Source organism: Oharaeibacter diazotrophicus, assembly GCF_004362745.1.
Classification (GTDB): domain Bacteria; phylum Pseudomonadota; class Alphaproteobacteria; order Rhizobiales; family Pleomorphomonadaceae; genus Oharaeibacter; species Oharaeibacter diazotrophicus.
Map to the genome: position 1 here is coordinate 491,104 of NZ_SNXY01000006.1, position 17,847 is coordinate 508,950.

The 17,847-nt window shown below is 73.0% G+C and carries 18 protein-coding genes; 10 read left to right on the top strand and 8 right to left on the bottom strand.

The annotated features are described in order from the left end of the window. Position 1 precedes the first annotated feature (1 nt). The 3 genes from EDD54_RS23135 to ndk all read left to right on the top strand — a co-directional run bounded on the left by EDD54_RS23135 (position 2) and on the right by ndk (position 4,147). Entirely contained in the window at positions 2-2,335 is a 2,334-nt protein-coding gene (locus EDD54_RS23135) for a methyl-accepting chemotaxis protein (RefSeq protein WP_126536893.1), read from the top strand. Positions 2,336-2,505: 170 nt separating this feature from the next. Further along, positions 2,506-3,630, top strand: coding sequence for a phosphatase PAP2 family protein (locus tag EDD54_RS02465; RefSeq protein ID WP_126536891.1), 1,125 nt, complete (start codon positions 2,506-2,508; stop codon positions 3,628-3,630). A gap of 94 nt (positions 3,631-3,724) precedes the next feature. Next, positions 3,725-4,147: a nucleoside-diphosphate kinase gene (gene ndk, locus EDD54_RS02470; RefSeq protein ID WP_126541731.1), complete on the top strand. Its 423-nt coding sequence runs from the start codon at positions 3,725-3,727 to the stop codon at positions 4,145-4,147. Positions 4,148-4,305: 158 nt separating this feature from the next. Here the strand turns inward: ndk and EDD54_RS02475 are convergent, their stop codons facing one another. Continuing rightward, positions 4,306-5,814: an acetate--CoA ligase gene (locus tag EDD54_RS02475; protein WP_126536889.1), complete on the bottom strand. Its 1,509-nt coding sequence runs from the start codon at positions 5,812-5,814 to the stop codon at positions 4,306-4,308. A 175-nt stretch (positions 5,815-5,989) separates the two neighbouring features. Between EDD54_RS02475 and EDD54_RS02480 the strand changes: the two genes are divergently transcribed. Both EDD54_RS02480 and EDD54_RS02485 read left to right on the top strand, forming a co-directional pair. Beyond that, a complete protein-coding gene (locus EDD54_RS02480; protein WP_126541730.1) occupies positions 5,990-6,163 on the top strand; it encodes a DUF1328 domain-containing protein in 174 nt (57 codons plus the stop codon). A 133-nt stretch (positions 6,164-6,296) separates the two neighbouring features. After that, positions 6,297-6,482, top strand: coding sequence for a hypothetical protein (locus EDD54_RS02485; protein WP_126536887.1), 186 nt, complete (start codon positions 6,297-6,299; stop codon positions 6,480-6,482). 10 nt (positions 6,483-6,492) lie between these two features. Here the strand turns inward: EDD54_RS02485 and EDD54_RS02490 are convergent, their stop codons facing one another. From EDD54_RS02490 to EDD54_RS02505, 5 genes are all read right to left on the bottom strand, one after another. After that, the gene (locus tag EDD54_RS02490) at positions 6,493-7,437 is read right to left on the bottom strand and encodes a phosphatidate cytidylyltransferase (RefSeq protein ID WP_126536885.1); all 945 of its coding nucleotides are present in this window, start codon (positions 7,435-7,437) and stop codon (positions 6,493-6,495) included. Then, the gene (locus EDD54_RS02495; protein ID WP_126536883.1) at positions 7,434-8,072 is read right to left on the bottom strand and encodes a lysophospholipid acyltransferase family protein; all 639 of its coding nucleotides are present in this window, start codon (positions 8,070-8,072) and stop codon (positions 7,434-7,436) included. Before EDD54_RS02495 ends, EDD54_RS02490 begins: the two co-directional genes overlap by 4 nt. Next, positions 8,069-8,680: a CDP-alcohol phosphatidyltransferase family protein gene (locus tag EDD54_RS02500; protein WP_126536881.1), complete on the bottom strand. Its 612-nt coding sequence runs from the start codon at positions 8,678-8,680 to the stop codon at positions 8,069-8,071. Before EDD54_RS02500 ends, EDD54_RS02495 begins: the two co-directional genes overlap by 4 nt. A 138-nt stretch (positions 8,681-8,818) precedes the next feature. Beyond that, positions 8,819-8,950 carry a hypothetical protein gene (locus tag EDD54_RS23620; RefSeq protein ID WP_281008908.1) on the bottom strand — a complete coding sequence of 44 codons (132 nt, stop codon included), beginning with the start codon at positions 8,948-8,950 and terminating at the stop codon, positions 8,819-8,821. Between the two features lie 220 nt (positions 8,951-9,170). Then, a complete protein-coding gene (locus EDD54_RS02505) occupies positions 9,171-10,112 on the bottom strand; it encodes a DMT family transporter (protein WP_126536879.1) in 942 nt (313 codons plus the stop codon). Positions 10,113-10,453: 341 nt separating this feature from the next. Here EDD54_RS02505 and EDD54_RS02510 point away from each other — a divergent pair, with 341 nt between their 5' ends. Together EDD54_RS02510 and EDD54_RS02515 are read left to right on the top strand one after the other, a co-directional pair. Further along, complete coding sequence (locus EDD54_RS02510) at positions 10,454-10,783, top strand: hypothetical protein (protein ID WP_126536877.1); 330 nt, start codon at positions 10,454-10,456, stop codon at positions 10,781-10,783. 200 nt (positions 10,784-10,983) lie between these two features. Next, the gene (locus EDD54_RS02515) at positions 10,984-11,646 is read left to right on the top strand and encodes a transglutaminase-like cysteine peptidase (RefSeq protein ID WP_126536875.1); all 663 of its coding nucleotides are present in this window, start codon (positions 10,984-10,986) and stop codon (positions 11,644-11,646) included. A gap of 46 nt (positions 11,647-11,692) precedes the next feature. Here the strand turns inward: EDD54_RS02515 and EDD54_RS02520 are convergent, their stop codons facing one another. Beyond that, positions 11,693-12,235, bottom strand: a complete 543-nt coding sequence (locus tag EDD54_RS02520; RefSeq protein ID WP_126536873.1) for a hypothetical protein — start codon at positions 12,233-12,235, stop codon at positions 11,693-11,695. A gap of 625 nt (positions 12,236-12,860) precedes the next feature. Further along, entirely contained in the window at positions 12,861-14,900 is a 2,040-nt protein-coding gene (gene glyS / locus EDD54_RS02525; RefSeq protein WP_126536870.1) for a glycine--tRNA ligase subunit beta, read from the bottom strand. Between the two features lie 160 nt (positions 14,901-15,060). On the opposite strand from glyS, the gene mgtE reads away from it, so the two are divergent. From mgtE to EDD54_RS02540, 3 genes are read left to right on the top strand one after another with little or no spacing between them, the layout of a single operon-like run. Beyond that, positions 15,061-16,470 carry a magnesium transporter gene (mgtE, locus tag EDD54_RS02530; RefSeq protein WP_126536869.1) on the top strand — a complete coding sequence of 470 codons (1,410 nt, stop codon included), beginning with the start codon at positions 15,061-15,063 and terminating at the stop codon, positions 16,468-16,470. After that, complete coding sequence (locus tag EDD54_RS02535) at positions 16,452-17,297, top strand: glycoside hydrolase family 25 protein (protein ID WP_126536867.1); 846 nt, start codon at positions 16,452-16,454, stop codon at positions 17,295-17,297. Before mgtE ends, EDD54_RS02535 begins: the two co-directional genes overlap by 19 nt. A 29-nt stretch (positions 17,298-17,326) precedes the next feature. Next, a complete protein-coding gene (locus EDD54_RS02540) occupies positions 17,327-17,824 on the top strand; it encodes a lysozyme inhibitor LprI family protein (RefSeq protein WP_126536865.1) in 498 nt (165 codons plus the stop codon). Positions 17,825-17,847: the final 23 nt, after the last annotated feature.

The window sequence follows — 17,847 nt, forward strand, 5'->3', positions numbered from 1 at the left end:
CATGGCGTCGCGGTTCGCGTCGTCGATCGGGTTCAAGATCGGCATCGGCTTGGCGTCCATGGCGCTCCTGTCGGGTGTCGTCGGGGCGATCGGCCTGCACGGCACCCGCCAACTCGGTCTCGCGGTCGAGCAGACCAGTGCGGCGGCGAGCGCGCTGACCGAGGTCGGCGACGCCGCCGGCTCGGTCGGTGCGTTCATCGGCCGGCACGACCCGGCGGTGCTCGACAAGGCGCTGCGCTCGATCGACGGCGCCACGGCGGACGTCGCCGCCGCCGTGCTGTCCGACGCCCAGCGCGCCGACGTCGAGGGCGAACTCGCCACGCTCCGGGCCGCGATCGGCCGTCTCGCCGACGGTTACGCCGCCCTGTCGAAGGCGCGCGACGGCCTGACGGCTGCGACGCGCGATCTCGCCGCCGGCGTCGCCGACGCCGAGAAGGCGAGCGCCGCCGCCATGGACCAGCAGGAGATCGCCTCCGCGACCGTCACCACCTACCGCGACACCCTGCGGCGCCTGACCGAGGCGGCCGGCGGCATGCGCTCCGACCTGCTCGAGGCGCGGCTCGCCTTCGCCGAGGGCGGCGGCGGGGCCGAGGCCGCCGCGGCGGCCGTCGCCCGGGCCGGCGAGAGCATGCGGGTGATCCAGGACCTCAGCGGCGCCACCGGCACCCAGGCCGAGGTCGCCGCGCTCGGCGCGCAGATGAAGACGATCGCCGCCGTCGGCTTCGACGCCGCGACGGCGCCGGCGCTGTCCTCGGCGCTCGGCGAGGCGGCCCGGCGGGCCGGCGAACTCGGCGTGCGCTTCCACGACCGCATCGCCGCCGAGGAGGCCAACAAGGCCGCGAGCGACCAGGCCCGCTCCAAGGCCAAGGTCGCCGCCGGCATGGCGCGCAACTTCGGCGACCTCGTCAAGGCGGTCGACGGCGCCGCCGCGCGCTACCTGCTCGGCCCCTCCGACGACAACCGCAAGACCGTCGAGGCCCTGCTCGCCAAGGCCGGCGGCTTCGCCAAGATCATCGCCAAGTCCACCGGCAAGGCCGAACTCGAGACCGGCCTCGAGGCCGTTCGCACCGGCTTCGCCGCGCTGGTCGCCGCCACCGCCGACTATGCCGCCGCCGAGACCGCGGCGCTCGCCGCGGCGTCGACGACCACCGCCAAAATCGCCGATATCTCCGTGCTCCGCCAGGAATCGGCCCGCAGCCAGCAGGCCTGGACCAGCTGGAACATGGTGGCGGTCACCGTGCTGGCGATCCTCTGCGCCGTCGTCGTGGTGGTGCTGATCGCCCGCTTCGTGTCGCGCCCGATCGGCGAGATGGCGCAGGTGATGCTGCGCCTCGCCCGCGGCGACACCTCGGTGATCGTGCGCCGGGCCGCCCGCCGCGACGAGATCGGCCAGATCTCCGACGCCGTCTCCGTGTTCCGCGACAACGCCATCGAGCGTCACCGCCTCGAGGAGGCCCGCGCCGCCGACGCCGCCCGCCGCGACGCCCGCCAGCACGGCGTCGACGCCATGATCCAGCGCTTCCGCGGCGAGGTCGTCGAGGCGCTCGGTCGGGTCGGCGAGACCACGGCGGTGCTCGACGCCACCGCCCGCGTGCTCGCCGAGGCCGCCGCCGACGCGCTCGGCAGCACCCGTTCCGCGACCTCCGCCTCCGACAGTGCCGCCTCCAACGTCAACCTCGTCGCCGCCGCGGCCGAGGAACTCGCCGCCTCGATCGTCGAGATCGGCCGGAGCGTCCAGGCCGCCACCGACAAGATCGCCGCCGCCGCCGAGGGCGCACAGACCACCAACGACCGCATCCTCGCCCTCGACGCCGCCGCCGCCAAGATCGGCGACGTCGTCGGCCTGATCACCGCGATCGCGCAGCAGACCAACCTGCTCGCCCTCAACGCAACCATCGAGGCGGCCCGGGCCGGGGAGGCCGGCAAGGGCTTCGCGGTCGTCGCCGCCGAAGTGAAGTCGCTCGCCCGCCAGACCGCCGACGCCACCGGCGAGATCTCGGCGCAGATCGCCGGCATCCAGGCGTCAACGGCCGACGCGGTCGCCGCGGTGCGCGTCATCGCCGACACCATGCGCGACGTCAGCGAGGTCACCACCGGCATCGCCGCGGCGGTCGACCAGCAGCGCGCCGCCACCGCCGACATCGCCCGCAACGTCCAGGACGCCGCCGACGGCACCCGCACCGCGAGCCGCCTGCTCACGGGCGTCGACGCCGGCGTCGGGCGCACAGACGAGTGCTCGCGCAGCGTCCTCGACGCCTCCGCGCGCACCAACGAGGAAGCCGACCGCCTCCGCGCCGGCATCGACCGCTTCCTCCGCGAGGTCGCCGCGGCCTGAGCCGGGGCGGCCGAGCCGGCCAAATCGTCGCCGCGACGGCGTCAACGGTATGGCCATATCCCATCCGGGAGTAGCAGGGCGCCCCGAGGACGTCCCGTAATGTCGGTGACCTGCCGCCTCCCGGGCGTGGCGGCGGGGCCTCCGACAGCGGACGCCCTCCGGTCCCCGAGATGCCGGGCATCCTGGTCCTGCCGCCGCCGGGCGGACGGCGCGCCGCCGCGGCGCGGCCGTTCCGTGCCGCCTTCGTCGAACGGCTCGCCGCCGACCGCGTCGCGCTCGCCGCCCTCGCGCTCTACGCGATCGGCGGCTTCGCCTTGGTCGCGGCCTCGGACGCCGCCGGGGTGCCGGAGACGTTGTGGTTCCTCGCCCGCACCGCCGCGACCACCGTGCTGGTGGTGCCGCTGGCGATCGCCGGCTGGCTCGTCGCGTTGGCGTTGGCGATCCCGGCCCGGCGTTCGTTCGCCGCGCTCGCCGCCGAGTTCGCGCCCGAGAAACGTCCCCGCCTCGCCACAGCGGCGCTGACCTTGGCACTGCTGCACTGGGACAACGCCACCTATTCGACGCTGAAGCGGTTGATCCCGCTCGGCGGACCCGGCGGCTGGGACCGCACCCTCGCCGACCTCGACGCCCGCCTCCACGGCGGCGACGTCGGGACCGCGCTGCACCGCCTCGTCGATGCGCCGTGGCTGGTGCGGCTTGTCGAACTGAACTACTTCGTGGTCTGGACCGGCACGGTGGCGATCGTCACCGCCTGGATCGTCCTCGCCCGCGGCTTCGACCGCTCGCGCAGCCGGCTGATCCTGCTCTATCTGTTCGTCCTGGTCGGGCTCGGCAACGTGGCCGCCCGCCTGTTCGCCTCGGCCGGGCCGCTGTTCTACGGCCGCTTTGGCGGCGACGAAGCGCGCTTCGCCACGATCACGGCCGCGATGGACCGCGGCAGCGACGCGGTGCTGTCGACGGCGGGCCTGCGCGACTACCTGCTCGCGCTCCACGACGCCGGCCGGCTCGACATCGGCACCGGCATCTCGGCCTTCCCGAGCGTCCACCTCGGCCTCGCCGTCTTCGTCGCCCTGGCGGTCGGCGAGGCGGCGCCGCGCCGGCGCGGGATCGCGTGGGCGTGGACGGCGACGATCCTGTTCGGCTCGGTCCACCTCGGCTGGCACTACGCGATCGACGGCTACGTCTCGGTACTCGCCGTGCTCGCCGCCGACCGCCTGCTGCGCCTCCTGCCGGGTCCGAAGGGCGGAAAACCGCGCTCCGCCAAGGCGGTCGCCGACCCGGTCGGGCGGGCTTGAAGGGGATCGGCGGCGCGGCTATAAGCCGGTCACTCTCGAGGAACAGAGTTCCGTCAATCCGCCTCTCGTCGAGGCGAACATGAGGTCGACCGCGATGGCCATCGAACGCACCTTCTCCATGATCAAGCCGGACGCGACCCGGCGCAACCTCACCGGCGCGATCACGGCCAAGCTCGAGGAAGCGGGCCTGCGCGTGATCGCCTCCAAGCGCGTGTGGATGTCGCGCCGTCAGGCCGAGGGCTTCTACGCCGTCCACAAGGGCCGTCCGTTCTTCGACGAGCTCTGCGAGTTCATGTCGTCGGCGCCGACCATCGTGCAGGTGCTCGAGGGCGAGAACGCCATCGCCAAGAACCGCGAAGTGATGGGCGCCACCAACCCGGCCAACGCCGCCGAGGGCACCATCCGCAAGCTGTTCGCGCTGTCGATCGGCGAGAACTCGGTGCACGGCTCGGACGCCCCCGAGACCGCCGCCCAGGAGATCGCCTACTGGTTCTCGGAGACCGAGATCGTCGGCTGACGGTTTCGCCGTTTCGAGATCGGATCCGGAAGGCCCGGCCCGCGCGAGCGGCCGGGCCTTCTGCGTTCGAGGGCTCTCGTACCTCGCCCGACCGGGCGCCGGCCGGATGGCCGAGACCTCGCAAAGTCCCGACGAGTCGGGGCTTTGCGAGACTGGTATCAAGCTCCCCGCAGCGCCCGGCGCAGCACCTTGCCCGAGGCCGTGCGCGGCAATTCTTCGACGAAGACCCAGCGGCGCGGGCGCTTGTAGTCGGCGAGCCGGGCCGCGGCGTGGGCGGCATAGGGTTCCGGATCGCGCGGCGCGCCGGGGCGGGGCACCACGAAGGCGGTGACCAGCGAAATCTCGCCCACGAGCGTCTCGGCGACCGCGACCTCGGCGACGTCGGGGTTCTCCGCGAGCGCGCGTTCGACCTCCTCGGGCGCGACGCGGTAGCCGGAGGCGTTCATCTGGTCGTCGGCGCGGCCCTCGTACCAGAGGTAGCCGTCGGCGTCGAAGCGGGCGAGGTCGCCGGTCAGGAACCAGTCGCCGCGGAAAGCGGCGGCGGTCTCCTCGGGCCGGCCGTGGTAGCCGAGCATCAGGCCGGGGTCGGAGCGGTGCACAGCGAGGACGCCGACGGCGCCAGCCGGCAGCGGTTCGGAACCCCCGTCCGTATCGACCGGCAGCACCGCGACACGGCGGCCCGCCTGCGGCCGGCCCGGGCTGCCGGGACGCACCGGCACCGTCGGCGACGACGACACGTAGGTCGAGATCTCGCTCATGCCGAGCGCCTCGTAGAGCGGCCGGCCGGTGCGCGCCGTCCACTCGGCATGGAGCGACGCCTTCAGCGCCTCGCCGGCGGTGAGCCCGTGGCGCAGGGTCTGAAACCGATGCGGCCCGATGTCGCCGTACTTGAGGATCCGTCGATAGAGCGATGGCACCGCTGCGAAAAGCGTCGCGTCGACCGCTTCGAGGAGGTCGGGCCAGAGCGCGGGCGGGCGCTCGCCGTCGGCGAGGTGGACGATGGCGGTGGCGCCGCGGGTCCAGGGATCCATCAGGCCGGCGCCGAGCGTGTAGGTCCAGTTGAACGCGCCGGCGTGGAACAGCCGGTCGGTCTCGGCGAGGCCGTACCAGCCCTCCAGCATCGGCGCCCGGCCGAGCACGACGCGCTGGGCGTGGACGACGCCCTTCGGCCGGCCGGAGGTGCCGGAGGTGTAGACCTGGAAGGCCGGGTCCTCGGCGTCGGTGTCGGCGAAGTCGGCGCGCGGGCCGGCGGCGAGCCGCTCCAGCGCCGCACCGGCCACCACGATCACCCCCTGCCGCGCCGCCGGCACGGGGCCGGAGCCGTCGGCGAGCACGAGGCGGGCGCCGCTGTCGGCGAGGATGGTCTCGACCTCTGCGGCGGTGAGCTGCACCGAGGTCGGGATCGGCACGAGGCCGGCGGCGATCGCGCCGAAGAACAGCATGGGGAACAACGGCGTGCTGCCGACGCGCAGCAGCACGCGGCTGCCGCGCGGCAGGCCGTAGGCCGCCAGCGCTCCGGAGGTCCCGGCCACCGCGGCGGCGACGTCCGCGTAGGTCCAGCGCTCGAGGATGCGCCCGTCGGGGCCGCCGGCGACGATCAGGGCCGGATGGCCGGCCCGTTCGGCGGCACGGGCGAGGACGTGGGCGGCGAGATTGAAGCGGGCCATCGGCGGGATCCTCCGGTCGCCCCGGGTGTGACCGATGGGAGCGCCCGACGGCAAGACGCCATTGGTCGCGCGGGAACAAACGCGGCCGCGCCCTCGTTCCAGCAATGGCGCTCGGCGGCGAAAGCCCGCGCGCCGGTGGTTCCCGGGGGAACCCGCGACGAGGGGAATGCGGACGATGCTGAAGTGGGCGCTGATCTTCCTGGTGATCTCCATCGTGGCCGGCGTATTCGGCTTCACCGGTGTCTCGGCCGTGGCCGGGCGGATCGCGCGACTGCTGTTCGCGCTGTTCCTGGCGATCTTCCTGGTGCTCCTGGTGCTGGCACTGATGGCCGGCGAGGCGTTGTTCTGACGGCCGCCCGCGGCGCCGGCGTGTCGGCGCCATGCCCCGCTTGGGGCTGTATCGTTCAACCCCCTTCGTAGTATTGCTGAGCGGGGGACGATTCGGGTGGACTGGCGCCGCCGTTGTCGGATGTATTCGGGGCATGGACGGGCTGACGGAATCGGAGCGGAGGGCGCTCGCCTACATCGCCGAGGAGATGGCCGGGCTGGTGTTCGAGGAGGAGATCCTCGACCGGCTCGAGAGCCTCGGCCTCGCCGTGCGGGCGTCCGACGACTGGTCCCTCACCGAGCGCGGCCTCGCCGTGCTCGCGGCCGCCGCCGCGTCGTGACGGCGCGGGGTCACACCGTCCACCAGTAGCGGACGAGGTGGAAGAAGATCGGCGCGGCGAACACGACACTGTCGAGCCGGTCGAGCATGCCGCCGTGGCCCTCGATCATCCGGCCCCAGTCCTTGACGCCGCGGTCGCGCTTGATCGCCGACATCACGAGGCCGCCGAAGAAGCCCATGGCGCAGACCACCAGCGCCATCGCCGCGGCGTGGAGCGGCGCGAAGGGCGTGATCCACCACAGCGCCGTGCCGATCGCCACCGCACCGGCGACGCCGCCGACGAGGCCCTCCCACGTCTTCGACGGCGACAGCGACGGCGCCACCTTGCGCCGGCCGAACAGCTTGCCGGAGACGTATTGCAGCACGTCGGACGACTGCACCACCAGCACCAGCCAGGCGATCAGCATCAGGCCGCGGCCCTCGTAGCCGGGGATGTCGAGGGTGACGAGCGCCGGCACGTGGCCGACGCAGAACACCGCCACCATCACGCCCCACTGCATCTCGGCGACGCGCTCCATGAAGCGGGTGGTGTCGCCGGACAGCGCCACGACGATCGGCAGCAGGAGGAAGACGTAGACCGGCACGAAGATCGAATAGAGCCCGTACCAGTCGATCCAGATCAGCCAGTATTGCACCGGCAGCACGACGAAGAAGGCGGCGGCGAGGGCGCGGTGGTCGCCGCGGCGGGTGTCGGTGAGGGTCAGGAACTCGCGCAGCGCCGCGAAGGAGGCGAAGGCGAACAACAGGATCACCCCGGCGCGGCCGAACAGGAAGGCGACGGCGAGCAGGCCGACCATCACCCACCACGCGTTGATGCGGGCGACGAGGTTCTCGATCGTCGGGCTCGGCCTGTCGCCGGCGCGGCGGGCGAGCACGGCGGCGACCGTGGAGGCGATCGCGAGCAGGCCGGCGAGGCCGGCGAACAGCGCGACCACCTCGCGCGTGGCGGACGTCATCGGTCGGTCTCCCGGGCGCGGAGGGCGACGAGCGCGGCGCGGGCGCGCTCGAGGAAGGCGTGGCGGTCCTCGCCGTCGGCGGGTGCGATCGGCTTGCCGAAGGTGACGGTGCAGAGGAGCGGCACCGGCAGCAGCGCGCCCTTCGGCAGCACGCGGTTGAGGTTCTCGATCCAGACCGGCACCAGCTCGACCTCGGGCCGCGCCGTCGCGACGTGCCAGAGCCCGGCCTTGAACGGCAGCAGCGGCGCGTCGGTCAGGTTGCGGGTGCCCTCGGGGAACAGGATCAGCGAGGCGCCGCCGTCGATCGCCGCGATCATGTCGGCGACCGGATCGCCGCGGCGGCGGGCCGGGTCGCGCTCGATCAGCACGGCGTCGAAGACGTCGCGGCCGAGGAAGCGGCGGACGGCGTCGCGGTCCCAGTAGTCGGCGCCGGCGACCGGGCGGGTGCGCCGGCGCAACGCGGCGGGGATCACCGACCACACCAGCACGAAGTCGCCGTGGCTGGCGTGGTTGGCGAAGTAGATCCGTGGCCGGGCCGACGGCAGGCAGCCGCGCCAGTCGCCGCGGACGCCCGTGACGACCCGCGCGAAGGCGGTGACCACCGCCCCCGCGAGGCGGGCGACGGGGCCCTTCACGACGACCTCGCGGGCGCGGCGAGCCCGGCGCGGACGCGGTTGACCGTCGTGACCACGGACAGCACGGCCATCGCCGGCATCGCCCACCAGATCCAGTCCGGCTGCGGCAGGCCGAGCCCGACCCAGGCGGCGAGCGCGCCGAAGGCGAGGGCGCGGTCGCTCTTGCCGAACGGGCCGTCGTAGCGTCGGGCGGTGCCGACCATCGGCGCCATCACGCCGGCATATTCGGAGACGAGGGCCGAGACCACGGCCACCGCCACCGGCAGGGCGCCGAAGCCGGGCAGCACGGCGAAGGGCAGGGCGAGGGCGGCGTCGGCGACGACGTCGCAGAGCTCGTTGAGATAGGCGCCGAGGCGGCTCTGCTGGCCGAATTCGCGGGCGAGCATGCCGTCGACGGCGTTGAGCGCCATCCGCACGAACAGCCAGACCGGCACGGCGAGGAAGGCGGCGGCCGGCAGCGGCGCGGCGGCGAGGGCGACGCCGAGGGCGAGCGAGCCGGCGCAGGCGGCGAGCGTGATCTGGTTGGCGGTGACGCCGGCGGCGGCGAGGCGCCGGACCAGCGGACGCAGCAGCGCCTGGAAGCGCGGCTTCAGCGAGTAGAGGGTCAAGGAGAGGTCCCGTCCCGTCGGTGGCCGGCGCGGGGAGGGCCTCCCCGCGGCGTCGCCAGGATCGACGGAGACCGGCGGCGAACGCAACCGCCGTTACGGGACGGTCCGGCGCGGGATCCGCGGCCGGGATCGCCCGCGTCAGTGCGCGGCGACGGGCGCCGCGTAGCCGCCGGCGACCTGCGCCTCGGCCGAATCGATCTGTCCGTAGGAGGCGATGGCGAAGGCGAACCAGGACAGGACCAGGGCGGAGAACACGGCGACGCGGGTCATTTCAGGCTCCGGAGGAACGCGGCACGGAAGGCTTCCCGCAGGCGGACGCCGGCGGGGGAACGGGGATCGTTCGGAAACGCGAGGATGCGAGGAAAGGTGGTCGTCTCCCGATCGCCGCACGCGACGGCGATCGATCGACTTTCTACACGATCGTTCACGCCGCGTAATCCCTGACGAGGGCAAACGCGCATGGCCCCCGTTTGGTTTTCGGCGGGTGTGATCAGTTCGCCGCACGCACCCTTTCGCGATGGGCGGTGTAGAGCCCGCTCGCCGCGATGACGGCGATGCCGGCGATCGTCCAGGCGGTCGGCAGGATGCCGAACACCAGGTAGGAGAACAGGCAGGCGGTCGGCAGCTGCGTGTAGGAGAAGGGCGCGATCAGCGAGGCCGGCGCGCGCCGGTAGCCGAGCACGACGCAGACGTGACCGAGGGTCGAGAACAGGCCGCTCGCCAGGATGGCCGGCAGGTCGTCCAGGCTCGGCGTCACCCAGACGAAGGGCATCGCCACCGAGAGCACCAGCAGCCCGACTACCGACGACCACACCAGCGTGGTTTCCGGCGCATCGGCCGGCATCTTGCGCGTCAGCACGGTGCCGAAGGCACCGACCGCCGCCGACAGGATCGGCAGCAGCGCGGCGAATTGGAACGCGTCCGAGCCCGGCCGCACGATCAGCATCACCCCGCAGAAGCCGACCAGCCCGGCCATCCAGCGCCGCATCCCCACCGTCTCGCCGAGCAGCGGGATCGACAGCGCCGTCACGAACAGCGGCGACAGGAAGGCGATCGCGGTGTTCTCCGCCACCGGCAGGCTGCCCAGCCCGACGATGAACAGCGCTCCGGCCCCCGCCAGCGCCGCCCCGCGCGTCACCTGCAGCCCGCGCGCCCGCGCCACCAGCCCGGTCGGGCCGCGGGTGACCAGCACCAGCGGCACCATCAGCGAGGCGAACAGCAGGAAGCGCAGGAAGGTGATCTCGATGCCGTGCAGCGTGTCCGCCAGCGTCTTCGCCGCGATGTCGCCGGCGCAGAAGAACACGGTGGAGGCGACGATGAACGCGATCGCCGGCAGCGTTCCGGTGGGAACGGCCGGCGCGGCGAGGCGCGGAACGGACGGCAGAACGGGGGCGACGTCGGCCGTGGCGGCGGCCGCGGAGGGAGGGCTCATGGCGGGGAGACCGTGACTTGAAACGCTTCAATCTTGTACGCCGATCCGTGGCGGATCCAAGGCCGAATCGCTCCGGCGAACCGCCCCCCAGTCATGCGCGGTCGGCATGACACTTTACGGATCCTGCCAACCCTTTGTTTACGGTCGGTTACGGCAGCGCGGGCGGAACGGTCGCGGCCTGCGTCGGTCTGGTCCGACAATCGGCGCAATTGCGCCTAAGATGCAGGCAGTCCGCCGCCGCGCCGGGCAGTTCCGGCGAGGGGGCGGGAAACGTCGGGGCGGCCCGCGTGTTGGACACGCGGAGGCTTCCGCTTCCGCCATCCTCGTGCCCGGAGAACACCATGGCCCAGGACAGAATGCCGCCGTCGGGCGGTTCACGCCCCACGACGTGGATCCTCCTGCTGGTCGCGATCCTGATCGTGATCGCGCTCGTCTACCTGTTCGGCTACCAGCGCGGCGGGCCGCCGAATCCGCCGCCGCCGCCGGCTCCGACCACCACCGCGCCGCCGCCGGCCGCGACGACGCCTCCGCCCCCGCCGGCCGCCACCGAACCGGCGCCGCCGCCGGCCCCGGCCGCTCCGGCTCCGGCGACCCCCGCTCCGACCGAGCCGGCGCCCGCGACGCCGCCCGCCGGCGGCACCGGCACGACCCCGGGTACCACCACGCCCTGACGCCCGCCGCCGACCGTGCCGGATCCGCCGCCCGCGGATCCGGCACGGTCCTCGCATGGCGACGGCGCCGGGCGGATTTTTCACGTGTGGCGCCGGAACAATTCCGCGCCAGGAACGTTGATCCAGGTTTGTCCGAGGATTGATGCGCCGACGTCGCGCTGTCATCCTCGCCCGGAGGACGGATTCCGGGCGAGGTCGGCATGGGCGTGTCGTTGGATGAGGGTCGTACACGGCTTCCCGCCGTCCTGCGTCGTCTCGGCGCCATCGTCCTCGTCGCCGGGCTCGGCTGCGCCACCGCGGAGGCGCCGGCGGCCGGCACGCCCGGCATCGTCGAGGGCGACAGTCTCGCCGACGGCGCCGCGGCACGGCCGATGCCTGCGTGGACCGCCTTCTGCCGGATCGACCCCGCCTCCTGCCGCGTCGATCCGAGCCAGCCGCGGTTGGTGGCGCTGACCGATCGGGTGCTGGAGACGATCCGCGCCGTCAACACAGCGGTCAACGCCCGCATCGTCGCCGTCACCGACCAGGACCACTGGGGCGTATCCGACCGCTGGGATTATCCCCGCGACGGCCGCGGGGACTGCGAGGACATCCAGATCGAGAAGCGCCGCGAACTCGCCGCCTCCGGCCTGCCGGAGCGGGCGATGCGGATGGCCATGGTGATCAACCCGGAGGGCGAGGGCCACGCCGTCCTGCTGGTGCGCACCGACGCCGGCGACCTCGTGCTCGACAACCGCGTCGACGCCGTGCTGCCGTGGTACCGCACCGGCTACACCTGGGTGAAGCGCGAGGGCGACGGCGGCCGCGACTGGGTCTCCCTCGGCGGCGTCCGCGCCCCGGTCGAGACCGCCGCCGGCCCGTGAGGGCAGAGGGTCGCCGTGGCGGATCCGGCGACGCCGGATCGCGTCCTCACTTGATCCGGCAGGCGGTGACCGAGGTGACCTTGGTGGCGTAGCGCACCGCCGGATAGCCGTCGAAGAAGTCCGGGATCACGAAGGTGCCGGTGGCGCCGGGCGGGATCACCCCGACGGCCTCGAGATCGACGTCGATCAGGTTCATGTCCTGGGTGCGCACGGTGATGCCGGTCAGCACCCGGTCCGGGAAGACGTTGCGCACGTCCCACAGGAACACGTTGAACTGCGACTGCCACGACGCGTTGGCCGCGCGCAGGGCCCGGAAGTCTGCCTTGTCGAGCGGGGCCCGCTCGCAGGACGCGTAGGCGGCGTAGCTGCCGTCGGCGCGCATGGCGTCGAGCGTGGCGGCGTCGCAGCGGTCGCGGCAGGCCTTCACGTGGTCGGCGAAGGGGAAGTAGTCGTCCGACGTCGGCGCATAGGGTTTCATGCAGCTCGAGAAGCACGCGGCCACCGGAGCGGCGGCCCACGCGGGCGACGGGACCAGGGCGAGGACGCCGACCGCGACGGCCACCGGGATCTGGAACACGCGCAGAACCATCGTCTTTCTCCTCCACCGGCACGCGACGTCGCGCGCCCGCACGCTCGCGGGCCGGCACCTCCCCGCGCCGCCTTTCGCCAGAGATACGCGGGGAGGGGGCGGGCGGTTTCGTCGCCACGCACCACCTGCTGGAACGGCCTCGGGCCGGCGGATGCGTCGCCGCTCCGCCGGCCCGAGCCCGTCGACCCTCCCCACGAGCGGTAGGGTATGCGTATCAAGGACGCCGGCCGCGACTTTCTACCCTCCCCCTTGCGGGGAGGGTCGGCCCGCAGGGCCGGGGTGGGGTGGCGTCCACGGGCTCGACAGCGGTTGGGGCGTCGCGGCGATGGAAGCGAACCCCAACCCCGCCGGCCTCCGGCCGTCGACCCTCCCCGCAAGGGGGAGGGTAGGCGTTCCACCGTCGCCGGCCGCGCTTCTACCCTCCCCCTCGTGGGGGTGAGGCGAAGCCGAACGCCGAGGAGGCCCTTGACTCCGAGGCAGGCAGGTCAACGCAGGCCGCCGCGGGTCGTGGCGTGTCGCCGGCCGCGCTCTTCCGGCCCGGCGCCGCGGGCGCCGGGCGTTCGACGCTCGAAACGCTCCACTGGAGCGTTTCGTCCGGACCGGCCGCGCCGGTCCGGACCGCGTCTCACCCCTCGATGCGCGAGAAGTCGGCCACCGCGTGGCAGGCGTCGCGGATGGCGCCGAGGAGGGCGAGGCGGTTGGCGCGGACGGCCTCGTCGGGGTCGTTGACCAGCACCGCCTCGAAGAAGGCGTCGACCGGGCCGCGCAGGCCGGCGAGGGCGCGCATCGCCGCCTCGAAGTCCTCGCGGCCGACGGCGGCGCGCGCGGTGGCGGCGGCGATCTCGACCGCCTCGAACAGCGCGGTCTCCTCGGGAAGCACGAAGCGCGCCGGGTCGATCGCGGCGGCGACCGCGGTGCCCTTCTTCTCCTCGGCCTTGAGGATGTTGGCGGCGCGGCGGTAGCCGCCGAGCAGGTTGCGGCCGTCCTCCGAGGCGAGCAGCGCGCCGAGCGCCTCGACCCGCCGCACCACCATCAGCAGGTCGTCCTGGCCGCCGAGCGCGAACACCGCGTCGACGAGGTCGTGGCGCGCGCCCTGCTCGCGGAGCTGGACCTTGAGCCGGTCGGCGAAGAAGGCGAGGAGGTCCGGCATGCCGCCGGCGAGCGGCGTCAGCTTCACCCGCAGTCCGTTGTCGAGCACGATGCGGATCACGCCCAGCGCGGCGCGGCGGAGCGCGAACGGGTCCTTGCTGCCCGTCGGCTTCTCGTCGATCGCCCAGAAGCCGGTGAGCATGTCGAGCTTGTCGGCGAGGGCGACGGCGATCGAGACCGGCGCGGCCGGCACGCGGTCGGACGGGCCCTGCGGCTTGTAGTGCTCCTCGATCGCCGCGGCGACGGCGGGATCCTCGCCGTGGCGGGTGGCGTAGTAGCGGCCCATCAGGCCCTGCAGCTCGGGGAACTCGCCGACCATGCCGGAGACGAGGTCGGCCTTGGCGAGCCGGGCGGCACGTTCGGCGAGATCCGGATCGGCACCGACCAGCGGCGCGATCGTCCGCGCCAGCGCCGCGATGCGGCCGACGCGCTCGCCTTGCGTTCCCAGCTTCTCGTGGAAGGTGATGGCATCGAGCTTCGGCAGCCGGTCCTCGAGGCGGATCGCGAGATCGCCTTCCCAGAAGAACTTGGCGTCCGACAGCCGGGCCCGGATGACGCGCTCGTTGCCGCCGACGATGGTGGCGCCGCCGTCCTTCGCCGCCATGTTGGCGGTCAGCAGGAAGCGGTTGGCGAGGCGGCCTGTGGCCGGGTCGCGCAGCACGAAGCACTTCTGGTTGGCGCGGATGGTGGCGCGGATCACCTCGTCCGGCACGTCGAGGAAGGCCGGGTCGAAGGCGCCCATCAGCACCACCGGCCACTCGACGAGGCCGGCGACCTCGGCGAGCAGGCCCTCGTCCTCGACCAGTTCGAGGCCGGAGGCGAAGGCGAGGTCGCGGGCGTCGTGCAGGATGATGTCGCGCCGGCGGGCCGGGTCGAGCACCACCTTGGCCTTCTCCAGCGCCTGGACGTAATCGTCGAAGCGCTTCACCTTGATCGCGGCCGGGGCGAGGAAGCGGTGGCCGTGGGTGACGTTGCCCGAGCGCACGCCCTCGACCTCGAAGTCGACCACCTCGGGCTCCTCGGTCTCGGGGCCGAAGGTGCAGACGATGCCGTGCAGCGGGCGGACCCAGCGCATGGTGCCGGCACCCCAGCGCATCGACTTCGGCCACGGGAAGCCGCGGATCACCTGCGTCACCACCTCGGCGACGATCGCCTCGGCGACCCGGCCCGGCTTGACCACGTCGGCGACCAGAAAGTCGCCCTTCTTCGGGTCGGAGACGACGCGGGCGTCGGCGCGCGAGGCGAGCCCCGCGCTCTTCAGGAAGCCGGCGACGGCGGCGTCGGGCGCGTCGACGCGCGGGCCTTTGCGCTCTTCGCGGAGGTCCGGCGAGCGGGCGGTGAGACCGTGGACCGTGAGCGCGAGCCGGCGCGGCGTCGCGAAGGCCTTGGCGCCCTCGTAGGTCAGGCCGGCCTCGACCAGACCGCCCGTGACCAGCGCCCGGAGGTCGTCGGCCGCCTTGGCCTGCATGCGGGCGGGGATCTCTTCGGAGAAGAGTTCGAGGAGGAGGTCGGGCATCTCGCAGCGGGTCCCTGGGGGAAAAAGCCGTCGAGGGTCTAGCCGGTCGGGGCGGAAATGTCACGGGGGCCGGTCGCCTCGCGCGCGAGGGCCCTTTCTTCCGTCACGCGGCGTCGGTACTGCTGCGGATGGCGGGGCGCGATCCGGTGGGAGGGGCGAGATGACCGAGGACGGACACGCGGCCCCGGCCGACGACGACGTCGCCGCAATTCCCCTCCGCGACGACGAGGGCGACCTCAACCCCGCCTTCGTCGAGATGCTGGAGGCCGCCGTCGAGGCGGCCGACCGCGACCGCGTCCGCGCGCTCGCCGGCGATCTCCACGAGGCCGACGTCGGCGACCTCCTCGACGCGCTGGCGCCGGACCTGCGCACGCCGCTGGTCGAACTCCTCGGCGACGACTTCGACTTCACCGCCCTGACCGAGGTCGACGAGACCGTCCGCGTCCAGATCATCGAGGAACTGCCGACGGCCACGGTCGTCGAGGGCCTCCGCGACATGGAGAGCGACGACGCGGTCTACCTGCTCGAGGACCTCGACGAGGCCGACAAGGCCGAGATCCTCGCCGGCCTGCCGTTCCCGGACCGGATCGCGCTGCAGCGCAGCCTCGACTATCCGGAGGAGACCGCGGGACGGCGGATGCAGACGGACTTCATCGCCGTCCCGCCGTTCTGGACCGTCGGCCAGACCATCGACTACCTGCGCGACCACGACGACCTGCCGGAGGAGTTCTACGAGATCTTCGTGATCGACCCCGGCTTCCGCCTGCTCGGCTCGGTGCCGCTGAACCGGCTGCTCAGGGCGCGCCGGACGACGCGGATCGACGGCGTCATGGCCGAGACGCGCCACCTCGTCCGCGCCACCGACGACCAGGAGGAGGTCGCCCGCCAGTTCGAGCGCTACAACCTCGTCTCCGCCGCCGTCACCGACGACGCCGACCGGCTCGTCGGCGTCATCACCGTCGACGACATCGTCGACGTCATCCAGGCCGAGGCGGAGGAGGACATCCGCGCCATGGCCGGCGTCGGCGACGAGGAGATCTCCGACAGCGTGGTCTACACGGTGAAGACGCGCTCGGTCTGGCTGCTGGTCAACCTCGCCACCGCCTTCCTGGCCTCCTCGGTGATCGGCCTGTTCGAGGCCTCGATCGAGAAGCTGGTGGCGCTCGCCGTGCTGATGCCCATCGTCGCGTCCATGGGCGGCAACGCCGGCACCCAGACCATGACGGTCGCCGTGCGCGCCCTCGCCACCCGCGAGCTCGACGCCAACAACGCCGGCCGCCTCGCGCTGCGCGAGATCGCGGTCGGCCTCGTCAACGGCGTCGGCTTCGCGATCCTGGTGGGCGGCATCGCCGGGCTCTGGTTTCGCGACCCGACTCTCGGCATGGTGTTCGGCGCCGCCATGATCGTCAACATGTTGGCCGCGGCCGCCGCCGGCATCGCGATCCCGCTCACGCTCGACCGGTTCGACGTCGATCCGGCCGTGGCGTCCGGCGTGTTCGTGACCACGGTGACGGACTGCGTCGGCTTCCTCGCGTTCCTCGGGCTCGCCACATGGATCCTCGTCAGCTGAAGCCGCGCCGCCCGTCCGCCGAGCGGCGCCCCGCCGGCAAGGGCCGCACCGGCAAGGGTCGGAAGAGGGCGCCGGCGCGGCCGTCCCGGCTGGCGCGGGCGGTCCGCGCGACGGCGATCGCGGCGGCCGGGTTCGTCACCTTCGCCGCCTGCGCGGTGATCGAGATCGCGCCCGAGGTGGCCGGGGTCTACCCGGTGCGCGGCATCGACGTGTCCTATTTCCAGGGCGACATCGACTGGCCGACGGTGTCGCAGGCCGGCACCCTGTTCGCCTGGATCAAGGCCACCGAGGGCGGCGACCGCTTCGACCCGATGTTCGATCGCAACTTCGCCGCCGCCGCCTCCGCCGGCGTGCAGCGCGGCGCCTACCACTTCTACTATTTCTGCCGGCCGGTGGAGGATCAGGTCGCCTGGTTCATCCGCAACGTACCGGTCGATCCGACCGCCCTGCCGCCGGCGCTCGACATGGAGTGGAACCCGCTGTCGCCGACCTGCCGCAAGCGCCCGCCGCGCGAGGAGGTGCTCGCCGACATGCGGACGTGGCTGACCGCGATCGAGGCGCACTACGGCAAGCGGCCGGTGATCTACACGACGGTCGACTTCCACCGCGACCGGCTCGAGGGCGCCTTCCCGGACTACCACATCTGGGTCCGTTCGGTCGCCGGACACCCCTCCCTGCGGTACGGCGAGCGCAAATGGCACTTCTGGCAGCACACCGCGACGGGTAGGGTCGCGGGCGTCCGCGGCGACGTCGACCAGAACGTCTTCTACGGCACGCCGGACCAGTGGAAGAGCTTCCTCACCGGCGAACTCGACCCGAACGCCTGATCGCCCCGTCCCGAGCCCGAGGTCACCCGATGTCCCGCCTCCGCCTGCTGCCGCTCGTAGCGGCGACGCTGTTCGCCTCCGCCGCGCCGGTCTTCGCCGAGGACGATCCGGCGGTGCCGACCGAGACCGACCGGCAGATGATCGACATGTGCCTCGACGAGAAGAAGCAGAACGGCGAGGTCGCCGAGGTCTGTGTCGGCCTCGTCGCCGAGCCCTGCCTCGCCGAGCCGGACAATCAGTCGACCCCGATGATGGGCGCCTGCCTCGACAAGGAGGCCACCATCTGGGACGACAATCTCAACGCGTGGTACAAGCAGCTCGTCGGCAAGCTCGAGGACGATCAGGTCACCGCGCTGAAGGAGAGCCAGCGCGCTTGGATCGCCATGCGCGATTCCACCTGCGCCTTCCAGGCCTCGCTCTGGGGCGGCGGCACCGGCGCCGGCCCGGCCGCCATCGAGTGCTTCATGCGCGAGACCGGCCACCGCGCGCTGTTCCTGCGGGCGCAGCTCGAGTTCGTCTCGGGCTGACATCGGGCGAGGGGGCTGCCGGG

Excerpts from the sequence above, each read along its gene's own strand:
- EDD54_RS02535 (WP_126536867.1), top strand. The coding sequence starts at position 16,452 with ATGGATCCTCGTCAGCTGAAGCCGCGCCGCCCGTCCGCCGAGCGGCGC.
- EDD54_RS02505 (WP_126536879.1), bottom strand. The coding sequence starts at position 10,112 with ATGAGCCCTCCCTCCGCGGCCGCCGCCACGGCCGACGTCGCCCCCGTT.
- EDD54_RS02465 (WP_126536891.1), top strand. The coding sequence starts at position 2,506 with ATGCCGGGCATCCTGGTCCTGCCGCCGCCGGGCGGACGGCGCGCCGCC.
- EDD54_RS02515 (WP_126536875.1), top strand. The coding sequence starts at position 10,984 with ATGGGCGTGTCGTTGGATGAGGGTCGTACACGGCTTCCCGCCGTCCTG.
- ndk (WP_126541731.1), top strand. The coding sequence starts at position 3,725 with ATGGCCATCGAACGCACCTTCTCCATGATCAAGCCGGACGCGACCCGG.
- EDD54_RS02480 (WP_126541730.1), top strand. The coding sequence starts at position 5,990 with ATGCTGAAGTGGGCGCTGATCTTCCTGGTGATCTCCATCGTGGCCGGC.
- EDD54_RS23135 (WP_126536893.1), top strand. The coding sequence starts at position 2 with ATGGCGTCGCGGTTCGCGTCGTCGATCGGGTTCAAGATCGGCATCGGC.
- EDD54_RS02485 (WP_126536887.1), top strand. The coding sequence starts at position 6,297 with ATGGACGGGCTGACGGAATCGGAGCGGAGGGCGCTCGCCTACATCGCC.
- EDD54_RS02475 (WP_126536889.1), bottom strand. The coding sequence starts at position 5,814 with ATGGCCCGCTTCAATCTCGCCGCCCACGTCCTCGCCCGTGCCGCCGAA.
- mgtE (WP_126536869.1), top strand. The coding sequence starts at position 15,061 with ATGACCGAGGACGGACACGCGGCCCCGGCCGACGACGACGTCGCCGCA.
- glyS (WP_126536870.1), bottom strand. The coding sequence starts at position 14,900 with ATGCCCGACCTCCTCCTCGAACTCTTCTCCGAAGAGATCCCCGCCCGC.
- EDD54_RS02490 (WP_126536885.1), bottom strand. The coding sequence starts at position 7,437 with ATGACGTCCGCCACGCGCGAGGTGGTCGCGCTGTTCGCCGGCCTCGCC.
- EDD54_RS02520 (WP_126536873.1), bottom strand. The coding sequence starts at position 12,235 with ATGGTTCTGCGCGTGTTCCAGATCCCGGTGGCCGTCGCGGTCGGCGTC.
- EDD54_RS02540 (WP_126536865.1), top strand. The coding sequence starts at position 17,327 with ATGTCCCGCCTCCGCCTGCTGCCGCTCGTAGCGGCGACGCTGTTCGCC.
- EDD54_RS02510 (WP_126536877.1), top strand. The coding sequence starts at position 10,454 with ATGGCCCAGGACAGAATGCCGCCGTCGGGCGGTTCACGCCCCACGACG.
- EDD54_RS23620 (WP_281008908.1), bottom strand. The coding sequence starts at position 8,950 with ATGACCCGCGTCGCCGTGTTCTCCGCCCTGGTCCTGTCCTGGTTCGCC.